This window comes from Flavobacterium faecale (assembly GCF_048320115.1).
Taxonomy (GTDB): Bacteria; Bacteroidota; Bacteroidia; order Flavobacteriales; family Flavobacteriaceae; genus Flavobacterium; species Flavobacterium faecale_A.
In genome coordinates, this window is sequence record NZ_CP182943.1 from 3,708,682 (window position 1) to 3,727,483 (window position 18,802).

General features: G+C 33.4%; 21 protein-coding genes and 3 tRNA genes. 18 read left to right on the plus strand and 6 right to left on the minus strand.

Annotated elements, in window-relative coordinates; all coding sequences use genetic code 11:
* Window positions 1-20 precede the first annotated feature (20 nt).
* The 5 genes from ACNH59_RS15360 to ACNH59_RS15380 all read left to right on the plus strand — a co-directional run bounded on the left by ACNH59_RS15360 (window position 21) and on the right by ACNH59_RS15380 (window position 4,069).
* Window positions 21-1,043 carry a DHH family phosphoesterase gene (locus ACNH59_RS15360; protein WP_418263396.1) on the plus strand — a complete coding sequence of 341 codons (1,023 nt, stop codon included), beginning with the start codon at window positions 21-23 and terminating at the stop codon, window positions 1,041-1,043.
* Window positions 1,033-1,704 (plus strand): gliding motility-associated peptidyl-prolyl isomerase GldI, encoded by a 672-nt coding sequence (gene gldI, locus ACNH59_RS15365; RefSeq protein WP_418263397.1) that lies wholly within the window; start codon window positions 1,033-1,035, stop codon window positions 1,702-1,704. Before ACNH59_RS15360 ends, gldI begins: the two co-directional genes overlap by 11 nt.
* 14 nt (window positions 1,705-1,718) lie before the next feature.
* Complete coding sequence (locus ACNH59_RS15370; RefSeq protein WP_418263398.1) at window positions 1,719-2,828, plus strand: peptidylprolyl isomerase; 1,110 nt, start codon at window positions 1,719-1,721, stop codon at window positions 2,826-2,828.
* A gap of 27 nt (window positions 2,829-2,855) precedes the next feature.
* Window positions 2,856-3,542 (plus strand): peptidylprolyl isomerase, encoded by a 687-nt coding sequence (locus tag ACNH59_RS15375; RefSeq protein WP_418263399.1) that lies wholly within the window; start codon window positions 2,856-2,858, stop codon window positions 3,540-3,542.
* A 200-nt stretch (window positions 3,543-3,742) separates the two neighbouring features.
* Window positions 3,743-4,069 (plus strand): FKBP-type peptidyl-prolyl cis-trans isomerase, encoded by a 327-nt coding sequence (locus ACNH59_RS15380; protein ID WP_418264907.1) that lies wholly within the window; start codon window positions 3,743-3,745, stop codon window positions 4,067-4,069.
* A 166-nt stretch (window positions 4,070-4,235) separates the two neighbouring features.
* Here the strand turns inward: ACNH59_RS15380 and ACNH59_RS15385 are convergent.
* From ACNH59_RS15385 to ACNH59_RS15395, 3 genes are all read right to left on the minus strand, one after another.
* Window positions 4,236-4,309: transfer RNA gene (locus ACNH59_RS15385), tRNA-Arg, on the minus strand.
* Window positions 4,310-4,339: 30 nt separating this feature from the next.
* A tRNA-Pro gene (locus tag ACNH59_RS15390) sits at window positions 4,340-4,414 on the minus strand.
* A 49-nt stretch (window positions 4,415-4,463) separates the two neighbouring features.
* Window positions 4,464-4,547, minus strand: a tRNA-Ser gene (locus tag ACNH59_RS15395).
* Between the two features lie 242 nt (window positions 4,548-4,789).
* On the opposite strand from ACNH59_RS15395, the gene ACNH59_RS15400 reads away from it, so the two are divergent.
* Both ACNH59_RS15400 and ACNH59_RS15405 read left to right on the plus strand, forming a co-directional pair.
* Window positions 4,790-5,968 (plus strand): acetyl-CoA C-acyltransferase, encoded by a 1,179-nt coding sequence (locus ACNH59_RS15400; protein WP_418263400.1) that lies wholly within the window; start codon window positions 4,790-4,792, stop codon window positions 5,966-5,968.
* A gap of 70 nt (window positions 5,969-6,038) precedes the next feature.
* A complete protein-coding gene (locus ACNH59_RS15405; RefSeq protein ID WP_418263401.1) occupies window positions 6,039-6,800 on the plus strand; it encodes an NlpC/P60 family protein in 762 nt (253 codons plus the stop codon).
* Window positions 6,801-7,186: 386 nt separating this feature from the next.
* Here ACNH59_RS15405 and ACNH59_RS15410 read toward each other — a convergent pair whose 3' ends face one another.
* Together ACNH59_RS15410 and ACNH59_RS15415 are read right to left on the minus strand one after the other, a co-directional pair.
* Window positions 7,187-7,600, minus strand: a complete 414-nt coding sequence (locus tag ACNH59_RS15410) for a DUF6691 family protein (protein WP_418263402.1) — start codon at window positions 7,598-7,600, stop codon at window positions 7,187-7,189.
* 3 nt (window positions 7,601-7,603) lie between these two features.
* The gene (locus ACNH59_RS15415; protein WP_418263403.1) at window positions 7,604-8,161 is read right to left on the minus strand and encodes a YeeE/YedE family protein; all 558 of its coding nucleotides are present in this window, start codon (window positions 8,159-8,161) and stop codon (window positions 7,604-7,606) included.
* A gap of 206 nt (window positions 8,162-8,367) precedes the next feature.
* Here ACNH59_RS15415 and ACNH59_RS15420 point away from each other — a divergent pair, with 206 nt between their 5' ends.
* The 6 genes from ACNH59_RS15420 to glgA all read left to right on the plus strand — a co-directional run bounded on the left by ACNH59_RS15420 (window position 8,368) and on the right by glgA (window position 14,510).
* Entirely contained in the window at window positions 8,368-8,817 is a 450-nt protein-coding gene (locus ACNH59_RS15420) for a 2-dehydro-3-deoxyphosphooctonate aldolase (protein ID WP_418263404.1), read from the plus strand.
* A 96-nt stretch (window positions 8,818-8,913) separates the two neighbouring features.
* On the plus strand, window positions 8,914-9,732 hold the full coding sequence (gene kdsA, locus ACNH59_RS15425; protein WP_418263405.1) for a 3-deoxy-8-phosphooctulonate synthase: 819 nt from the start codon (window positions 8,914-8,916) through the stop codon (window positions 9,730-9,732).
* Window positions 9,733-9,742: 10 nt separating this feature from the next.
* Window positions 9,743-10,594, plus strand: coding sequence for a hypothetical protein (locus ACNH59_RS15430; protein WP_418263406.1), 852 nt, complete (start codon window positions 9,743-9,745; stop codon window positions 10,592-10,594).
* 216 nt (window positions 10,595-10,810) lie between these two features.
* Window positions 10,811-11,926, plus strand: coding sequence for a PAS domain S-box protein (locus tag ACNH59_RS15435; protein WP_418263407.1), 1,116 nt, complete (start codon window positions 10,811-10,813; stop codon window positions 11,924-11,926).
* 81 nt (window positions 11,927-12,007) lie between these two features.
* The gene (locus tag ACNH59_RS15440) at window positions 12,008-13,090 is read left to right on the plus strand and encodes an AI-2E family transporter (RefSeq protein ID WP_418263408.1); all 1,083 of its coding nucleotides are present in this window, start codon (window positions 12,008-12,010) and stop codon (window positions 13,088-13,090) included.
* 193 nt (window positions 13,091-13,283) lie between these two features.
* Entirely contained in the window at window positions 13,284-14,510 is a 1,227-nt protein-coding gene (gene glgA / locus ACNH59_RS15445; RefSeq protein ID WP_418263409.1) for a glycogen synthase, read from the plus strand.
* Window positions 14,511-14,616: 106 nt separating this feature from the next.
* Here the strand turns inward: glgA and ACNH59_RS15450 are convergent, their stop codons facing one another.
* Window positions 14,617-15,171, minus strand: a complete 555-nt coding sequence (locus ACNH59_RS15450) for a DUF4494 domain-containing protein (protein ID WP_418263410.1) — start codon at window positions 15,169-15,171, stop codon at window positions 14,617-14,619.
* 202 nt (window positions 15,172-15,373) lie between these two features.
* Between ACNH59_RS15450 and ACNH59_RS15455 the strand changes: the two genes are divergently transcribed.
* From ACNH59_RS15455 to ACNH59_RS15475, 5 genes are read left to right on the plus strand one after another with little or no spacing between them, the layout of a single operon-like run.
* Window positions 15,374-16,147 (plus strand): Rossmann-like and DUF2520 domain-containing protein, encoded by a 774-nt coding sequence (locus tag ACNH59_RS15455; RefSeq protein WP_418263411.1) that lies wholly within the window; start codon window positions 15,374-15,376, stop codon window positions 16,145-16,147.
* Window positions 16,131-16,658, plus strand: a complete 528-nt coding sequence (locus tag ACNH59_RS15460; protein WP_418263412.1) for a KdsC family phosphatase — start codon at window positions 16,131-16,133, stop codon at window positions 16,656-16,658. Before ACNH59_RS15455 ends, ACNH59_RS15460 begins: the two co-directional genes overlap by 17 nt.
* A gap of 37 nt (window positions 16,659-16,695) precedes the next feature.
* Window positions 16,696-17,628 (plus strand): geranylgeranylglycerol-phosphate geranylgeranyltransferase, encoded by a 933-nt coding sequence (locus ACNH59_RS15465; protein ID WP_418263413.1) that lies wholly within the window; start codon window positions 16,696-16,698, stop codon window positions 17,626-17,628.
* Window positions 17,615-18,199 (plus strand): Maf-like protein, encoded by a 585-nt coding sequence (locus ACNH59_RS15470; protein ID WP_418263414.1) that lies wholly within the window; start codon window positions 17,615-17,617, stop codon window positions 18,197-18,199. The genes ACNH59_RS15465 and ACNH59_RS15470 overlap by 14 nt, the downstream gene beginning before the upstream one ends.
* Before the next feature lie 11 nt (window positions 18,200-18,210).
* Window positions 18,211-18,741 (plus strand): mechanosensitive ion channel domain-containing protein, encoded by a 531-nt coding sequence (locus tag ACNH59_RS15475; RefSeq protein ID WP_418263415.1) that lies wholly within the window; start codon window positions 18,211-18,213, stop codon window positions 18,739-18,741.
* The last annotated feature ends 61 nt before the right edge of the window (window positions 18,742-18,802 follow it).

Here is an 18,802-nt window from a genome sequence, read left to right on the forward strand (position 1 = left end):
AAAATGTAAATTCGCAACCTATGAAAATACAAGACATTCAAGCGATAAAACTCTTATTAGCAACACCAAAAAAAATTGCTATCATTCCACATAGAGGACCTGATGGCGACGCTATGGGCTCTACCCTAGCCTTATATCATTTTTTACTAAAATTCAATCACGAGCCTGTTGTAATTACTCCAAATGAATTTCCTGATTTCTTGGCTTGGTTACCGGGATCAGAAACCGTGAAAGTCTTTGAAAAAGACAAAGATAATTGCACCCAAATATTAAACGAGGCCGACTTAATTTTTACCCTAGATTTTAACGCCCTTCACCGTGTGGGAGATGAAATGGAGAAAGTACTTGCAAGTTTGTCACAGACTTTTATCATGATTGATCATCATCAAAAACCAGATGATTACGCAACTTACGTATATTCAGATACTGCTTTTGGTTCTACTTGTGAGATGATTTATAATTTTATTTCGTTTTTAGACCAAAAACAAGCGATTGATGTAACAATTGGAACTTGTATTTACACTGGGATTCTAACCGATTCCGGTTCGTTCAAATTCCCAGGAACTACAGGAAACACGCATAGAATTGTAGCTGAATTGATTGATTTAGGCGTTCCAAACACACAAATTCCGAGTTTATTATTTGACAATAGTTCGTATAGTCGATTGCAATTATTAGGCAGAGCATTACAAAACATGAAAGTCTTGGAAGAACACAAAGCTTCCTACACTACTTTAACACAGGATGAATTAGATCACTTTAATTATATTAAAGGTGATACAGAAGGCATTGTAAATTATGGCTTGAGCATCAAAGGCATTCATTTGACTGCTATTTTTATCGAAAATAAAGAAGAGAAAATCATAAAGATATCTTTCCGTTCTCAAGGAGATTTTGACGTCAATCAATTTGCTAGAAACTACTTTAACGGAGGAGGACATCGCAATGCAGCAGGAGGTAAATCAACTGTTTCAATGGAAGAAACCATCAAAAAATTTGAAACTATAGTAACACAACTAACCTATACTGAACATGAATCATAAACTTATAATTGGTGGTATCTTTTCGTTACTATTGATGAGCTGTAAACACAATCAAGAAGTAAGACGTCCTATTTCTCATTCATCGGGGACTTTTATGAAAAAATCCATCGATAGAAATAAAAAATTGGTCGCAACTGAGGAAGAACAAATCAAAGCTATCATCAAAAAAGATCCTAAAGTTAAGTATTATGCTTCGGACAAAGGGTATTGGTACAGTTATAAAGTTAAAAACGATCTTGACACCATAACGCCAAAAAAAGGAGACGTTGCATTTTTTACTTATGAAATCAAAGATCTCAATAGCAAAATCATTTATTCTGAGATTGAATTAAGACCTCAAACTTATTATGTCGACAAACAAGACGTTTTGATTGGATTAAGAGATGGGATCAAACTAATGCGCCGTGGCGAAAAAGTAAACTTTCTATTTCCTTCACATAAAGCCTACGGTTACCGTGGCGATACTAAAAAAATTGGTTCCAACACTCCATTATTAATTACGGTTAATCTAAGAGATTTCAAATCTGAAGACATTTATCGAAAAGAAATAGAAGCGAAACAATTGGCCAATCAACAAGCCATCCAAAATGCACTTAACGACAGTGCAAATGCAACTACTAAAAAACAAAAAAATACTAAAAACCCAAAAGACAGTTTATAAAACAACCCAAAACAATGAAGAAGAATATCGCATTTTTATTGCTAATACTAGCTACATGTTTTTCATGTAAGGAAGAAAACAACAACCTCCCTGATGGTTTATATGCCAAAATAGAAACCAATAAGGGCGAAATTATAGTAGAACTAAACTACACAAAAGCTCCTATAACTGTGGCTAATTTTGTAACCTTAGCCGAAGGCAAAAACAAATTTGTAACTAACAATCATCTTAAAGACAGACCTTTTTACGATGGCTTGAAGTTTCACCGTGTCATCAAAGATTTTATGATTCAAACAGGTGATCCTTTAGGAACAGGTTCAGGCGATGCTGGTTATAAATTCAAAGATGAAATTACAGATTTGCGTTTTGAAGACGCAGGTGTACTGGCAATGGCTAATAACGGTCCCGCAACAAACAGTAGCCAATTTTTTATTACGCACCTTCCAACGCCTTGGTTGGATGGAAAACATACAATTTTTGGCCATGTAGTAGATAAAGGAATGGACGTTGTCAATTTGATCGAACAAAATGATTACATCAACAAAATAACCATTATTCGTAAAGGGGAAGCAGCAAAGAAATTCAATGCCGAAAAAACTTTTTATGATTATTTCTCTGTTGAAGCAGAAAATCAAAAGAAAAAACTAGCGGAATTATCTGCTTATGATGCCAAATTTAAAGAAGTTAGATTAGACAAAACCAATTATTTTAACGCTTTAAAACCAAAAGCTACCAAAACCTCAACAGGATTAAAATACGTTATTACTAAAAAATCAGGTGGTAAAAAACCAGCCAAAGGAACCGATGTTTTCATTCACTATGCTGGCTTTTTAGAAGATGGAAAACTTTTTGACACCAGTATTGAAAACGTAGCACAAACTTTTGGGAAATTCGACCCCGCTAGAGCCGAAGCCAAACAATATCTTCCAATACCTTTTCAAGCTGGTAGAAAAGATGGCATGATTCCTGGTTTCATTGAAGGATTAGAAAAGTTGTCTTTTGGAGATAAAGCCGTTTTATTTATTCCATCTCATTTAGCTTATGGAGCTGGAGGAGCTGGAGATGTTATCCCACCAAACGCTAACATTATTTTTGAAATTGAATTATTAGAAAGCCAACCATAACAAACAAAAGACGATAAAACCATTACAATGAAACTAAAATTTTTATGCCTCGTTTTCTTAGGAGTATTAAACCTACAAGCACAAACAACTAAAAAAGCTGTTGTCACTAAAACAACAACTACAGCTAAACCGGTTGCCAAAAAACCAATTGCAGCAGAAGGTATTTATGCAACAATCAACACTTCTAAGGGAAATATTGTGCTTGCATTAGAGTACAAAAAAACACCCGTTACTGTTGCTAACTTTATCTCTTTGGCCGAGGGAACAAATACTTTTGTCAAAGATGAAAAACTGAAAGGAAAACCATTTTTCAATGGCTTAAAATTTCATAGAGTTATAAATGACTTCATGATTCAAGGTGGAGACCCTCAAGGAACAGGTGCTGGAAGTGCAGGCTACAGTTTCAAAGATGAATTCGCACCTGAATTAGTCTTTGATAAAGGCGGAATTCTAGCGATGGCTAATTCAGGTCCAAAAACCAACGGAAGCCAATTTTTTATTACCCATAAAGAAACCCCTTGGTTAAATCAAAAACACACTATTTTTGGCCATGTTACAGAAGGCATGAATGTAGTGAATGCAATCGTTCAGGACGATATAATTACCAAAATCACTTTCACCAGAGTAGGTCAAGAAGCAAAAAAGTTTGATGCACCTAAAGTTTTTGCAAACTACTTTAACAACAAAGCCGAGGATGAAAAAAACAAGCTTTAATTGACGAAGAGAATCGTCAAAAAGCAATTGCTAAAATTGAGGAAGACAAAAAAGCTTATTTTGAAAAATATGCACCTGTAATTGCTGCTAAAAAGGCATACATCAATGATATTAAGTCAAAAGCTACAACTACTCCTTCCGGACTATCTTACAAAGTCATCAACAAAGGAAACGGAGTTAAACCTGCTGCAGGTTCAACAATTTACTTTCATTATGCAGGTTATTTTGAAGACGGAACTTTATTTGATACGAGCTACGAAGAATTAAGCAAAGCTTACGGACAACACAACCCTAATCGTGCCGCTCAAAACGGATACCAACCTTTTCCTTATGAAGTGGGCAAAAAAGACAGCATGATTCCTGGCTTTACTGAAGCAATGGAATTATTAACGATTGGAGAAAAAATAATCGCTATCATCCCTTCAAATCTAGCGTATGGAGAAAATGGTGCTGGCGGCGTTATTCCACCAAATGCGACACTAATTTTTGAAATTGAAGCATTTCAAAACAAGACAGAAATAAAATAGAGCTCTCCCGATTAACATAAAAACTCCCAAAACTAAATGAATTTAGCCTTGGGAGTTTTTTTTATAAAAATTTTGCTATTTCTTTTTTGCTATTTCCCCATTAATACCAAAAAAGACAACCAAATAAAAAAAGCCTTATAATCAGTCGATTACAAGGCTTTTTTCGTGAACGCAGAAGGATTCGAACCTTCGACCGCCTGCTTAGAAGGCAGGTGCTCTATCCAGCTGAGCTATGCGTCCATTTCTTTTAAAACTTATGGAAAAGTTTTGTCGGGGTGGCAGGATTCGAACCTGCGGCCTCCTGCTCCCAAAGCAGGCGCGATAACCGGGCTACGCTACACCCCGTAGCAATTCAATACACAAATTTTAAATTAATACTAATTTAAAAAATATGCGGAGAGACAGGGACTCGAACCCTGGCGACGATTACTCGTCGACAGATTAGCAATCTGCTCCATTACCGCTCTGGCACCTCTCCAAGCTCAAAGAACGTGTCTTGTTTTGCGGTTGCAAATGTAACACATCATACCATTACTCACAACTATTTTGACGCTTTTTTTTGTAGTTTTTTTATATTTCCCCAAAAAGCATTAACAATCAAACATATAGAAAAACAATTCAAAGCAAATTAATTTCTTAATAATACAATCGTTAAATCAAAATCAAAAAATTGTCTAAAAAAGATTAAATTTGCTTAGCTAACCCATACAATCAACTACTATGAGCCCAAAAATAGTTATCGTTTCAGCTGTCAGAACCCCCATTGGAAGTTTCATGGGTGGCCTTTCCTCCATCCCTGCAACAGAACTTGGTGCTATAGCTATCAAAGGAGCTTTAGACAAAATCCAGTTGAAACCTTCTCTTGTTGACGAAGTTTATATGGGTCAAGTAGTTCAAGCGGGAGCTGGTCAAGCCCCAGCACGACAAGCTGCCATTCTTGCGGGGTTATCGGATACGATACCATGTACCACTATCAATAAAGTATGTGCCTCAGGCATGAAGGCTGTGATGATGGCCGCACAATCTATAGCTTGTGGTGATGCTGAAATTATTATAGCTGGCGGGATGGAAAACATGAGCATGATTCCACACTACACTCATTTGCGTAGCGGAACCAAATTTGGCCCAACAACTCTTATTGACGGCATGCAAAAAGATGGTCTTACTGATGCCTATGACAACCAAGCCATGGGGGTTTGCGCTGATTTATGTGCTACTGAATATAAAATCAGCCGAGAAGAACAAGACGCTTTTGCTATAGAATCTTATACTCGTGCTTCCAAAGCGTGGTCCAAAGGAAAATTTAACAACGAAATAATCCCTGTTACTGTAAAACAACGCAAAGGAGCTCCAATAATCATAGATAAGGACGAAGAGTTCTCAAATGTTATACTAGAAAAAATCCCGTCTTTAAGAGCGGTTTTTACCCCCAATGGAACGGTTACTGCTGCCAATGCTTCAACTATCAATGATGGAGCTGCCGCACTGATTTTAATGAGTGAAGAAAAAGCTAAAAGTTTGAAAATACAACCTTTGGCCTATATAAAAAGTTATGCAGATGCTGCTCAAGAGCCTAAATGGTTTACTACGAGCCCAGCTAAAGCATTACCAAAAGCTTTAGCCAAAGCAGGAATTTCATTAAATGAGGTTGATTATTTTGAATTCAACGAAGCTTTTTCCGTCGTGGGTTTGGCTAATGCCAAAATCCTACAGCTTGATACGGATAAAATAAACATCAATGGTGGAGCAGTTTCACTGGGGCATCCTTTAGGTTGTTCTGGAGCACGAATCTTAGTAACACTTCTCAACGTTTTAGAACAAAATAATGGAAAAATAGGTGCAGCTGCCATATGTAATGGCGGTGGTGGTGCATCAGCTATGATTATTGAAAAAGCTTAAAATTAAAAATCAATTCTAGGTCTCAATTAATAAAATTAGACAGTAGAGTACAACTCATAAAATACAATAAATGTTCGGAATTTGCAATCTGGCTATTATCCCCCTTCGGCTTGAGCCGTCGGATCGAAGTGAAATCGTTTCTCAAGTTTTATTTGGTGAACATTTTAAAGTCTTAGAACAATTAAAACAATGGTATCGCATCCAATTGCAATATGATGGTTACGAAGGTTGGATAGACTCTAAACAATGTCAACTTATTTCTGAAGCCAATTTTATTCAATTATCTAACGACACTATCATTCTCAATGCTGACCTAATTGAATACATCACTACACCTGACAATTCACTGATTCCTATCCCATTAGGCTCTTCACTTTCTTTTATCTACCATAGCGAAATCAATACCAGTAATTTTGAATTTGAAGGCACTAAAGTAAACGGCATCAAGAACAAATCCAAGCTCATCAATACAGCCCATTTGTACCTAAATGCACCCTATCTTTGGGGAGGAAAAACCCCTTTTGGAGTAGATTGTTCAGGATTTACACAAATGGTATACAAACTAAACGGTTACAAATTACTTCGTGACGCATCACAACAAGCAACACAGGGCGAACCTCTCAGTTTTATCGAAGAAAGCGAACCTGGAGATCTAGCCTTTTTTGATAATGAAGAAGGAAACATTATCCATGTAGGCATCATTATGGAAAACAACTACATCATCCATGCCAGCGGAAAAGTACGTATCGATCGCTTAGATCATTTAGGAATTTACAATCCTGAAACTAACAGACATACACACAAATTGAGAGTGATTAAAAAAATCATATAAACCCGTTGAGCTAAATTCGTTTAGAAGACCAAAAGCGAACTACTTACATATCAGCTTTGTACTATTTATCATTATCAACTCAAATTAAACGAAGGCATTAATTAATTAATTAATTAATTAATTGATTGAATTCATCATTCTTTAAAAATCTGTGTCGAAATCTAATTTTTTAATCCTGAGAGAAGTAACCATAATGGTTTATCTCCACATGAAATTGACAATTACTCTTGTATTTAAAAAAATACTCCTACTAAACAAAGCCTGAACTTTTCAACTTAAATACATTTAGGGTTAGTATTACTCAAAAAACCGACTTTGAGTAAATCAAAATCGGTTTCAGTTTTATCATTAATAAAATTACTTTATTCAGAATATACCTAAAACTATTAATGAGGCAATTTATCTTTAATCACACCATATAAATAAGTTCCTATCATTGCTCCAATCAAGACAATTGCAATAGTATAAAAACCAGCCCCAAGCAAAATGAATATAGGTCCAGGGCAAGACCCCACAAGTCCCCAACCCAATCCAAAAATTATACCACCAATCCAATATCGGTAGTTTCCATTTTCTTTGTTTGGAATTTCAATAGGCAAGCCATCAAAATCTTTTATTTTTTTTCGCTTAAAGAATTGAATCCCAATTGCTCCTGTTATGATTGCCACCGTAATAATTCCATACATATGAAAAGATTGAAACTGAAACATTTCATAAATGCGATACCATGAAACAGCCTCTGATTTGGTTAAAACAATTCCAAAAACAAACCCTACTATTATATATTTTAATACATTCATAATTTAAAAAATTAAAGGAAATAACAGATGAACCATAATAAGTCCACCAATAAAAAAACCAATTACAGCCTTCAAAGATGGGAGCTGCATGTTGCTTAAGCCCGAAATGGCATGACCCGAAGTACAGCCACCAGCATAACGAGAACCAAAACCAATAAGAACACCTCCTATTAACAAAATAGCAATATTTTTAGGGTCTTCAAAAGTGTGATTCCCGAAAAGAGCATTGGGAACCAATTGTTCATTGGGTGCATCTATACCTAATTCTGCTAGTGCCGAAATTGTGTTAGGATTAATGTCTACATTAGAAGGATCACTCATAAAGTGAACTGCAAAGTACCCTCCGATCATAGACCCAATTACAACCAATAAATTCCATTTTTGGGACTTCCAATCAAAATCAAAAAAACTTACTCTCCGTCCTGCTCCGATCATTGTACACATGGAACGTAAATTAGAAGACATTCCAAAAGATTTTCCAAAATATAACAAACTAAGCATAATAATGCCAATCAAAAAGCCAGAGACATACCATGGCCACGTTTTAAAAATTAATTCCATAATAACTATTTTATTACTACAAAGGTAAGTTTGTTTTACTTAATGCTATGTGAGAAATGTTACACTCCAATAAATACCTCCATTTTTCATAAAATTACAAAACCTCTATTACAGTAAAAATAAAGTTCTACTTATATTTGTATTATCAATGAAAAACAGTTCCCTAATTAGAAAGTCTAATTATAATCACACTTCCATCCAGAAAAATGAAAAAAAACGCCCTATTATTAGTCCTTTCTTTAACAGTAGCATCTTGTATCAGTACAAAATCAACCTTGAAAAATATTGATAACAATGCTCCAACCCCCAGACTGAGTGCCAATAACACTTTTATTATTTCAGAGTATAGTTCAGATAAAAAGTATGGTTATGATAAAGACTATCCTATAAATGTTTTTTTTATGAGCACTACTAATGACACTATTAATGCCGTACGCTTTTTGAATGCTTTGGCTGGACCAAAAGGAGAAAAATTAAACTACTCTAAATTAGAAAGCTGCTGTCCATTTCCGACTAAAAGAAGTGCAATGGGCGCAGGATTTTTAGATGTATACGAAATTAAATGGAAGGGTCAAAAAAATCCAATTGTACTTTACATGAATATTTATGAAAAAGGACATTTGAAAGTTCCCGTTGGATTGTCCATAAAAAAGTGAGTCGCTTTTCAAGTAGAAAATAAAAATCCAAACAGTAAAGTGTAATTGTAAAAACCTAACTACATTTGCACCAAATTAATATACATCTCAATAATTATGAATATCAATCAAATTCCTCAAATAAAACATGTAGCAAGTGATAACTTCTTTTTATTATCAGGCCCATGTGCTATCGAAGGAGAAGAAATGGCACTAAGAATTGCTGAAAAATTAGTAAGCATAACTGATAAATTAGAAATTCCTTATGTTTTTAAGGGATCTTTTAAGAAGGCCAATCGTTCTAGAATTGATAGTTTTTCAGGAATTGGTGATGAAAAAGCGTTAAAAATTTTAAGAAAAGTATCTGAAACTTTCCATATCCCAACTGTAACAGACATTCATACTAATGAAGATGCTGATATGGCTGCACAGTATGTAGATATATTGCAAATTCCAGCCTTCTTAGTTCGTCAAACAGATCTTGTTGTTGCTGCTGCTAACACAGGAAAAACAGTAAATCTAAAAAAAGGACAATTCATGAGTCCCGAGAGTATGAAACATGCTGTTCAAAAAGTACTAGATTGCAACAATTCAAACGTAATGGTTACCGATAGAGGAACCATGTTTGGTTACCAAGACATGATTGTTGATTATAGAGGAATTCCAACCATGCAACAATACGCAACAACTGTATTAGATGTAACACACTCACTGCAACAACCTAATCAAACCGCTGGAGTAACAGGAGGAAGACCTGATATGATTGAAACCGTTGCCAAGGCAGGAATTGCTGTAGGTGTTGATGGGATTTTCATTGAAACACATTTTGATCCTGCAAATGCTAAAAGTGACGGAGCTAATATGCTTCATCTAGACTATTTTGAAGCATTGATGACTAAATTAGTAGCCATCAGAAAAACTGTTAACGCCTTTTAATCTAATTCCATTGAAAAACTTTTTTTTTTACACATTGTCCTTAGTTTCATTACTAATTAATGTAACAAACGCTCAAGAATTAACATCAAACTCAAATAAATATACAGCACATAGCCAAGGGAAATTTTTTATCTCTTGGGGAGGCAATAGAGAAATTTATTCTAATTCAGATATCACTTTTAGGGGCGAAGATTATAACTTTACCCTACATAACGCACAAGCACATGACAAGCCAAAAGGTTGGCATATGGATTATATTAATCCAACAAAAATGACTATTCCGCAAACTAATTTTATAATGGGATATTTTATCAATGACCATTATAGTTTGGCAATTGGAGTTGATCATATGAAATATGTCATGACTCAAGACCAGACTACGAATATCGATGGGTACTATCCTAACCCTGGCTCATATGACGAATTAATTATTGGGAATCCAAATCAAGTAGTTCTGACAGACAAGTTTTTAACGTTTGAACATACTGACGGTTTAAATTATGTTTTTTCAGAAATTTCAAGACACGATGATATTTCTAGCTTATTTTACATTCACAATACTGATATAATCCAAGTTAATCTTACCGAAGGAATTGGCTTAGGTGCTTTGTATCCTAAGACAAATGCTAAAATTTTAGGAAAAGACAGACATGATGATTTTCATGTTTCTGGTTTTGGAACTTCTATTAAAGTGGGATTAAATTTTACATTTTTCAAACATTTTTTTATACAAACTGAGGCAAAAGGGGGCTACATTAATATGTCAGACATCCGAACGTCTCGTCATTTATCCGATCGTGCTTCACAAGAATTTTTCTTTTTACAAAGTATATTTTCTATAGGAGGTATTTTTAGAATCTAAAATTTCCAATTGTACTTCTATCGAAATAAAAAAAATACTCATTATACTGCATTCAATGTAATTTGTAATAAAATTATATGTAATTTAGTTCCTTGTTTTGACAACTAACAAAAGAGACTAATTGTAATTCATTGAATAATTTTGGTAATTTTCAAAATAATCATATTATAAGCATACAACAAAGAAGTATTCTTGTATATACAAATATTATAGAAAATGAGGATGAGAAAAATGATGCGCATCATAAATCAAGCATCTGACAATAATTTTAAAAACGAAGCTATCTTTGAAGATTTTTTCAATCGTTCTTTAGACTTATTATGCATTGCTGGTTACGATGGTTACTTTAAGAACATTAATCCTGCAGTTTGTAAATTACTCGAATACACCAAAGAAGAATTACTGGCACGACCCATAAATGATTTTATCTACAAGGAAGATAAAATACAAACGAACTCAGCTAGAAATTCACTTAGAGAGCGAAATCCTTTAATTGATTTTGAAAACCGATACCTGACTAAAAGCGGCAAAATTGTTTGGTTATTATGGACTTCATATCCTCTAGAAAAAGAAAAACTCATATATGCAGTTGCCAAAAACATCACCTACAAAAAACAACTTGAGGAAGAGCGTAATTATCATTTAGCAAAGCTTACTCAAATCAATAATGATTTTAAACAATTAACCTATACTGCAACCCATGATTTGAGATCTCCTGTCAATAATTTGATTTCAATATTTGAATTAATGGATACCTCTAAAATAGAGGATCCCGAAACCCTTGAATATATTGACATTATCAGAGAGACCTCTCACAGTTTAAAGGATACATTAAATGATTATATTTCGATTTTTGATCAACGAACTAAAAGTAGTGCCTCAATTGAAATCTTAGTGTTAAGCAATATTCTGGAAGAAGTACTCTATTCTATTAGCTCTTTAATATCAAATTCAAAAGCCACAATCAATGTAGATTTTTCTGAACTTGAAATCGTTCATTTTAATAAAACATATTTAAAAAGTATTTTTTTAAATTTAATTACAAATTCCATTAAATACTCAAAACCAGATTACCTCCCAATCATTTCAATTTATACCAAAATAGATAATGGTCAAAAACAATTAATTATATCTGATAACGGAATTGGTTTTGATATGAATAAAGTAAGTAACAAAATTTTTGGATTACATCAGAAGTTTCATAATAACGAAGATAGTAATGGTATAGGACTTTATTTAGTTTACAACCATATTACCAATCTAGGAGGAAAAATTAATGTTGAAAGTAAGTTAAATGAAGGTGCTACATTTACGATAACATTTAGAGAATAATACCTTATTATCATAAATAAATGTTACTTTTAGAACTCAAAAAGGTTATACAGAGTCAATAACTATAAAGTTCCTGAATTTATGATACCCTCAAAAGAAAATATAAAACAAACTAACTCCAAGTTTTCATTAGTTGAAATACTTCAGTTAATCGTATTTGCTTCATTGGTCTTATATTTTGGTAAGCTTTTATTTATTCCGCTGAGTTTTTCTTTATTAGTAAGTTTCATATTATACCCAATATGTAAATGGATGGAAAACAAAGGCATTAACAAAGTGGTTTCAATCTGCACTGTCTTATTTAGCGTTTTTATTCTTACATTGTCAATATTCTACCTCCTTTTTTTGCAACTCAATGAATTTTCTAAAGAATGGGGAAATTTCAAACTGAAGATAATCGAAACTTTTGACCAATTGAGTTTTTTTATGACGGAGAGTTTTGGACTCAGTTTAGAACAACAAATGATTTTTATCAAAAATGCCATAAACAATTCTGGCAGTCAAACCTTTTCTGTAATCCAAAGTATCCTGTTTTCATTATCCGAATCTTTATTTTATTTACTAATTATTCCTATTCTTTCTGGCTTAATATTATACCACCGACGATTGCTAGCCAATTCCCTATTTCAATTGTTTCCTAAGAATAAAAAAGAAACAATTCATGAAATCTTAGTCGAAACGATCCATGCTTACTATAACTTTATTAAGGGAATGGCTTTGGTTTATTTGACCGTAGGAATTCTAAATAGTATTGGACTCGCTGCACTGGGAATACCACATCCTATTATGTTTGGATTTATTGCTTCCATCTTAACTTTTATTCCTTATGTAGGAATCCTAATTTCCTCATTACTTCCTGTTGCTATTTCTTGGATAACATACAATTCTATTTGGTACCCTTTAGGTGTAATATTAGTATTTACCTTCGTTCAAATCTTAGAAGCTTATATTATTTTCCCATTTGCTGTAGGCAGGCGTTTAAAAATAAATACCTTAGTTATTATTATCATGATAACGGCAGGAGGAATTTTATGGGGAGCAGCAGGAATGATTCTTTTTATACCTTTTGTTAGTATTCTAAAATTAATAGCGGAACGCTCAGAATCATTAAAAACTTTAGCCATCTTATTAGGAGACGGAAGCGAAACTGTAGAAGAGAATTGATCTTACTAACCTATTTTTGATTAACAAAAAAAATATTCTTCTAAAACAGGATAGCTAGCGGAATATATAGTAATATTTTGCTACTTTAGTAAAATCATGAGTTTTTGAGGTCCACATTTCAATTACAAGATCGAAACACAATTAATAAAAATATCAAGACATACTAAACTTTATACAATAAAATTAATTACAAATGAAGATAGCACTTTATACCAATGAATTCCCTCCAAACATTTATGGAGGTGCAGGAGTACACATCGATTTTCTAAGCCAAGAACTTTTAAAATTAGGACAAGTTGAAGTAAGATGTTTTGGTGACCAAAATGTGGACAACCAAAACATTAGTGTCCGTGGTATAGATTCATCTCTGAGTAAGCCTGTTGATGATAAAAATTCGCATATCAAAATGTTTCACAATCTTAGTAGAAACGTAGAAATGTCACAAGCTACGCCAGAAGCAGATATCATTCATTGTCATACTTGGTATACACATTTGGCAGGAGTGCTGTCTAGAGAGTTACTTCAAGTTCCATTAATTTTAACAACACATAGTTTAGAAACCCATCGCCCATGGAAAGTAGAACAATTAGGAAATGGGTATTTTCTATCTCGATGGATTGAAAACAGTGCTTACAATACCGCCGATGGAATAATTGCGGTAAGTGAGCAAATGAAAGAAGATGTTGTAGAAGCCTATGGTGTGAATCCCGATAAAGTTACTGTTATCCATAACGGTATCGACCCTGAATTTTACAAACCCACTACAGACAATACCCTATTGAAAGAACTTGGAATTGACCCTAACATTCCTTTTGTATTATTTGTAGGTCGTATTACTCGACAAAAAGGAATTTCTCAACTTATTTCAGCTGCAAAACATTTTAATAAAAATTGTCAAATTGTGCTTTGTGCAGGTGCTCCTGATACTCCTGAGATTGCTGCAGAAACAGAACAATTAATTAACGAATTAAAAGCAGAACGAGAGGGAGTTATCTTAATTTCAGAAATGCTCTCCCGTGACAAAATAAAAGTACTGTACAGTCAAGCAAGAGTTTTTGCTTGTCCTTCTTTGTATGAGCCTTTTGGCATTATTAACCTAGAAGCGATGTCTTGTGAAACTCCTGTGGTAGGAAGTCATGTAGGCGGAATTCCGGAGATCATTGTTGAAGGAGAAACAGGATTTTTAATTCCATTAGAGAGTAAATCAAGAACCGATTTTAACCCAATTAATCCTGAATTATTCCAAAAAGAATTTGCAAAAAAAATAAACTTACTTCTAGACGATGAAGCACTTGCTACCAAAATGGGGAAAGCAGGTCGTGAGCGCGTATTAAAAATATTTAGTTGGGAATCTATTGCCAAAACTACTTTTAAATATTATCAAGATGTAATTTCAAGATTTGAAAAGGAAAAAGCATAGCTAACAAAAAATAAAGGGATAACTTCAAAATGAACGTTATCCCTTTTTTTATTTAATTCACAGACTCAAAATACGAAAACTATCGTAATGAAAACCAGCTTTAAGACTACCCTTCTATCTCAGAGAATTCTGTTTCAAATTCCATCGTATCTATTTTTTCTTCCTCTTGAATAGGTCGAGAAGCTTTCAAAGTATTAAACTTTTCTAATTGCTCTAATGCATCTTCCTCTCCACTAAAATATGGAAAAACATCTATAATTGGAGATTCAGAAATAGCTGTAATAGAATATTCCCCCATAGTATTTTTCATTACATGAACTGTATTATCAAAAGCTTCTTTGATATCATTTGCCTGTAATAAGTAATACATATTTGTTTTGCGTTCTTTGCCACTTTCTTCATCATAGGCTATCAAAGCAATTTTGCATTTAAACCAACGATCTGAATTTTCAAAAGGATGAATTTCGGCATAGTTCGCCACTTTAATATTGGTTATTTTAAACTCTTCACTGATATAGGCAGCCATTTCTTCGTTGATACGACGTTCTGCTTCCGTATAAGACAAAGCATCAACTAAATAAGGTTCAGTGGTAACCTTTTGCCCACCATTTTCATCAATTTTTCTATATTTTATTTTACATTCAAACCACATTGTACTCATAATATATTTTTTTAAAAGGATGTCAAAGATAGATTTTAAACCAAAAAAAAACATCTTAAACTCAAATAGATATTCACAATTTCATTTATCCGTTATTTTCACATTCTATACTAACCACTAAGCTTACTAAATGAGATAAAAAATTATTGAATGCTCCTAATTCATTAAGAGGTTCCTACATTTTTTTTGCTAATTTTGCCAAATGGTGAAAGTAATAGTCATTGGTTCTGGAAATCTAGCCCAACATCTTATCGTTGCGTTTCAAGAAGCTGAACAATTGGAACGTTCTATTGAGTTGGTTCAAGTTTTTGCACGTCATAAAGAAAATCTAACTTCCCTAATCCATTCAGATAAAATAGTATCTAACTGGAGTCAATTACAAACAGCTGATATATACATTCTCGCCGTTTCTGATGATTCAATTAGTGAAGTATCCTCTCAATTACCATTCAACAATCAATTAGTTGTCCACACCTCGGGAGCAATGCCAATGGAAAATTTAGATTCGAAAAACAGAAAAGGTGTTTTTTACCCTTTACAATCTTTTACCAAAGCTAAAAAAGTCGATTTTTCCAGAATACCTCTTTGCTTGGAGTCTGAAAACAAACAGGATTATGAAATCATGGAAAAAGTCGCAAATACCATTTCAAACAAAGTTTTTCACATTGAATCACAACAACGCCAAGCTTTGCATGTAGCGGCCGTTTTTGTAAATAATTTCACAAACCATTTGTATCAAATAGCTTCAGAAATTTGTCAAGAGAACCAAATCCCTTTTGAAATTTTACAACCTTTGATTCAGGAAACAGCTCACAAAATTTCAGTAATCCCCCCTATCCAAGCTCAAACCGGACCAGCTATTAGAAATGATCAAAAGACGATTAACGCACACGAACAGTTTTTAAAGAAAGAAGAACATTTACAATTATATAGAATTCTAACTCAATCAATACAAAATAATGGCAAAAAGTTATAAGGAAATAATGAACGACATCACTACTTTTATTTTTGATGTAGATGGCGTGTTAACAGATGGTTCCGTTTTTATAGCAAATGATGGTGAAATGCTCCGCACTATGAACATAAAAGATGGTTACGCCATGAAAGCGGCTATAGAAAGTGGCTATAATGTTTGCATTATTTCGGGAGGAAAAAATGAAGGGGTACGTGTCCGTTTACGCAATTTAGGAATCACTGACATCCATTTAGGTACGCCTGATAAAGTGGAAACTTTTGAAGAATACACCGAACTTTATAACATCAATCCAGAACAGGTATTGTATATGGGTGATGATATTCCTGATTATCATGTTATGAAATTAGTAGGTTTGGCTACATGTCCCCAAGATGCAAGTCCTGAAATCAAAGGAATATCCAAATACATTTCACACAAAAATGGAGGTAAAGGAGCTGTACGTGAAGTCATAGAGCAGGTGATGAAAGTGCAAGGAAAATGGATGGAATATTTTGAAGGGAATAATAACTAAGAGAAATTTTCAGGGAATTAATTGACATTTTGTACACATGCGTTTATTAAAACTAGTTCGATACCAAAACCTATTAATGCTTGCCTTTATGCAATTGCTTTTTCGCTATGGTTTTTTAAAATTGCAAAACATACCATTAGCTTTAAGAGATTGGCAATATGCTTTATTAGTTTTGAGTACTGTTTTGATTGCGGCAGCTGGCTACATTATTAATAATATTGTTGACCAAGAAACGGACGCAATTAACAAACCTCAAAACCAAATTATAGGTACTAAAATTACTGAAGCAACGGCTTATAATATATACGTAGGCCTTAATTGTATTGGTGTTGCAATAGGTTTTTATCTAGCCAATATTATTGGCAAACCTAATTTTGCTGCGCTTTTCATCATTATTGCAGCTACCTTATATATGTATGCAACTACATTAAAACAAATGCCAGTGATAGGGAATTTAATAGTAGCATTATTGCTAGCTATCAGTGTGCTAACTATTGGAATATTTGATTTGTATCCAGTGATTACCATAGAAAATCAAAAAATCATGGGAAGTTTGTTCTCCGTTCTTTTGGATTATGCCATTTTCGCTTTTATGATTAATTTCATTCGTGAAATCGTCAAAGACCTAGAAGACGTTAATGGCGATCACAATCAAGGCATGAGAACATTGCCAATTGTTTTGGGAATCAAGCGAACTACTATCTTAGTATTTGTTATGAGTATATTCCCCATTTTTTTTCTGTTTGTATATATTAAAAATTATTTGCTTACCTACAATTTGTTTGCTACCATAATCTATGCTATGCTGTTTGTTTTAGCTCCTTTGTTATTATTTACAGTTAAAATCGCAATTGCAAAAACACAAAAAGATTTTCATTATTTAAGTACTTTACTAAAAGGTATTTTGCTTTTTGGAATCCTTTCAATTCTTATTCTTACCTTAAATATTATATACAATGCTTCGTTCTAAATTACAAAAATACAAGATCATACTTGCTTCAGGTTCTCCTAGAAGACAACAGTTTTTCAAAGATTTAGAATTAGATTTTGAAATCCGATTGAAGGAAGTCGAAGAAATTTTTCCTCCCGAATTACAGGCTGGAGCAATTACCAATTATCTTGCTAAATTAAAAGCAGCCGCCTTCGAAAATGAATTAAAACCAAATGAAATCTTGGTTACCAGTGATACCATAGTATGGCACAATAACCAAGCTATGGGAAAACCAAAAGATAAAGAAGATGCTTTTAAAATCTTAAAGTCGTTATCAAATAGCACCCACCAGGTCATTACTTCAGTTTGTTTTAAAACAAATTTAAAAACCGATTTGATTTGTGAAACAACTTTGGTCACTTTTAATGAACTGACTGACGATGAGATCCTTTATTATATTGAAAAATACCAACCTTTTGACAAAGCAGGGTCCTATGGAATACAAGAATGGATTGGCTTTATTGGAGTTTCAAAAATTGAAGGATCTTATGCCAATGTAATGGGGATGCCTGTAGACAAAGTTTATAAATATTTAAGTACCTTAGAATAAAATTTATAAAGATGAACTATTTCGATCATTTTACAAAAGAAGCTGTTTCTACAGGAATTGTATTGGTTATCATGGTTGTTTTACGAATCATTGTTTCGAATATAGTTCGGAAATTTGCTAAATCAACACATATAATTGAACATAGAACCAATTTAGTTATTAAATACCTTCACTTGTTAATTAATGTAATGGTGATGATTGCTTTGACACTAATTTGGGGTGTTCGCGCCAAAGATATCATTATTGCAATTTCATCGATTACGACGGTAGTTGGCGTTGCCATGGTTGCGCAATGGTCTATATTAAGCAATATTACCTCTGGAATTATTTTGTTTTTTTCATTTCCTTTCAAAATCGGAGATGTCATTAAAATACATGACAAAGATTTCCCTGTTATGGGTGAAATTGAAGACATTACAGCCTTTCATATTTCGTTAATTACTCAAGAAGGAGAAGTTGTCATTTATCCTAACAATCTAATCTTTCAAAAGGGAATTTCTATTATGAAAGGACATTTAGACGAAAGAGAATTTGTAGATTAAGATTCAGTTGTTACAATATTAATGAACCAAATAAGTTTGAAATAGAAATACTATGATTGAT

Bases quoted from the DNA above. Each gene is read 5' to 3' on its own strand.
- ACNH59_RS15375 (WP_418263399.1), top strand. From the start codon at position 2,856: ATGAAACTAAAATTTTTATGCCTCGTTTTCTTAGGAGTATTAAACCTA.
- ACNH59_RS15405 (WP_418263401.1), top strand. From the start codon at position 6,039: ATGTTCGGAATTTGCAATCTGGCTATTATCCCCCTTCGGCTTGAGCCG.
- gldI (WP_418263397.1), top strand. From the start codon at position 1,033: ATGAATCATAAACTTATAATTGGTGGTATCTTTTCGTTACTATTGATG.
- ACNH59_RS15360 (WP_418263396.1), top strand. From the start codon at position 21: ATGAAAATACAAGACATTCAAGCGATAAAACTCTTATTAGCAACACCA.
- glgA (WP_418263409.1), top strand. From the start codon at position 13,284: ATGAAGATAGCACTTTATACCAATGAATTCCCTCCAAACATTTATGGA.
- ACNH59_RS15410 (WP_418263402.1), bottom strand. From the start codon at position 7,600: ATGAATGTATTAAAATATATAATAGTAGGGTTTGTTTTTGGAATTGTT.
- ACNH59_RS15440 (WP_418263408.1), top strand. From the start codon at position 12,008: ATGATACCCTCAAAAGAAAATATAAAACAAACTAACTCCAAGTTTTCA.
- ACNH59_RS15470 (WP_418263414.1), top strand. From the start codon at position 17,615: ATGCTTCGTTCTAAATTACAAAAATACAAGATCATACTTGCTTCAGGT.
- kdsA (WP_418263405.1), top strand. From the start codon at position 8,914: ATGAATATCAATCAAATTCCTCAAATAAAACATGTAGCAAGTGATAAC.
- ACNH59_RS15435 (WP_418263407.1), top strand. From the start codon at position 10,811: ATGAGGATGAGAAAAATGATGCGCATCATAAATCAAGCATCTGACAAT.
- ACNH59_RS15465 (WP_418263413.1), top strand. From the start codon at position 16,696: ATGCGTTTATTAAAACTAGTTCGATACCAAAACCTATTAATGCTTGCC.
- ACNH59_RS15400 (WP_418263400.1), top strand. From the start codon at position 4,790: ATGAGCCCAAAAATAGTTATCGTTTCAGCTGTCAGAACCCCCATTGGA.
- ACNH59_RS15420 (WP_418263404.1), top strand. From the start codon at position 8,368: ATGAAAAAAAACGCCCTATTATTAGTCCTTTCTTTAACAGTAGCATCT.
- ACNH59_RS15475 (WP_418263415.1), top strand. From the start codon at position 18,211: ATGAACTATTTCGATCATTTTACAAAAGAAGCTGTTTCTACAGGAATT.
- ACNH59_RS15455 (WP_418263411.1), top strand. From the start codon at position 15,374: ATGGTGAAAGTAATAGTCATTGGTTCTGGAAATCTAGCCCAACATCTT.
- ACNH59_RS15450 (WP_418263410.1), bottom strand. From the start codon at position 15,171: ATGAGTACAATGTGGTTTGAATGTAAAATAAAATATAGAAAAATTGAT.
- ACNH59_RS15370 (WP_418263398.1), top strand. From the start codon at position 1,719: ATGAAGAAGAATATCGCATTTTTATTGCTAATACTAGCTACATGTTTT.
- ACNH59_RS15460 (WP_418263412.1), top strand. From the start codon at position 16,131: ATGGCAAAAAGTTATAAGGAAATAATGAACGACATCACTACTTTTATT.
- ACNH59_RS15415 (WP_418263403.1), bottom strand. From the start codon at position 8,161: ATGGAATTAATTTTTAAAACGTGGCCATGGTATGTCTCTGGCTTTTTG.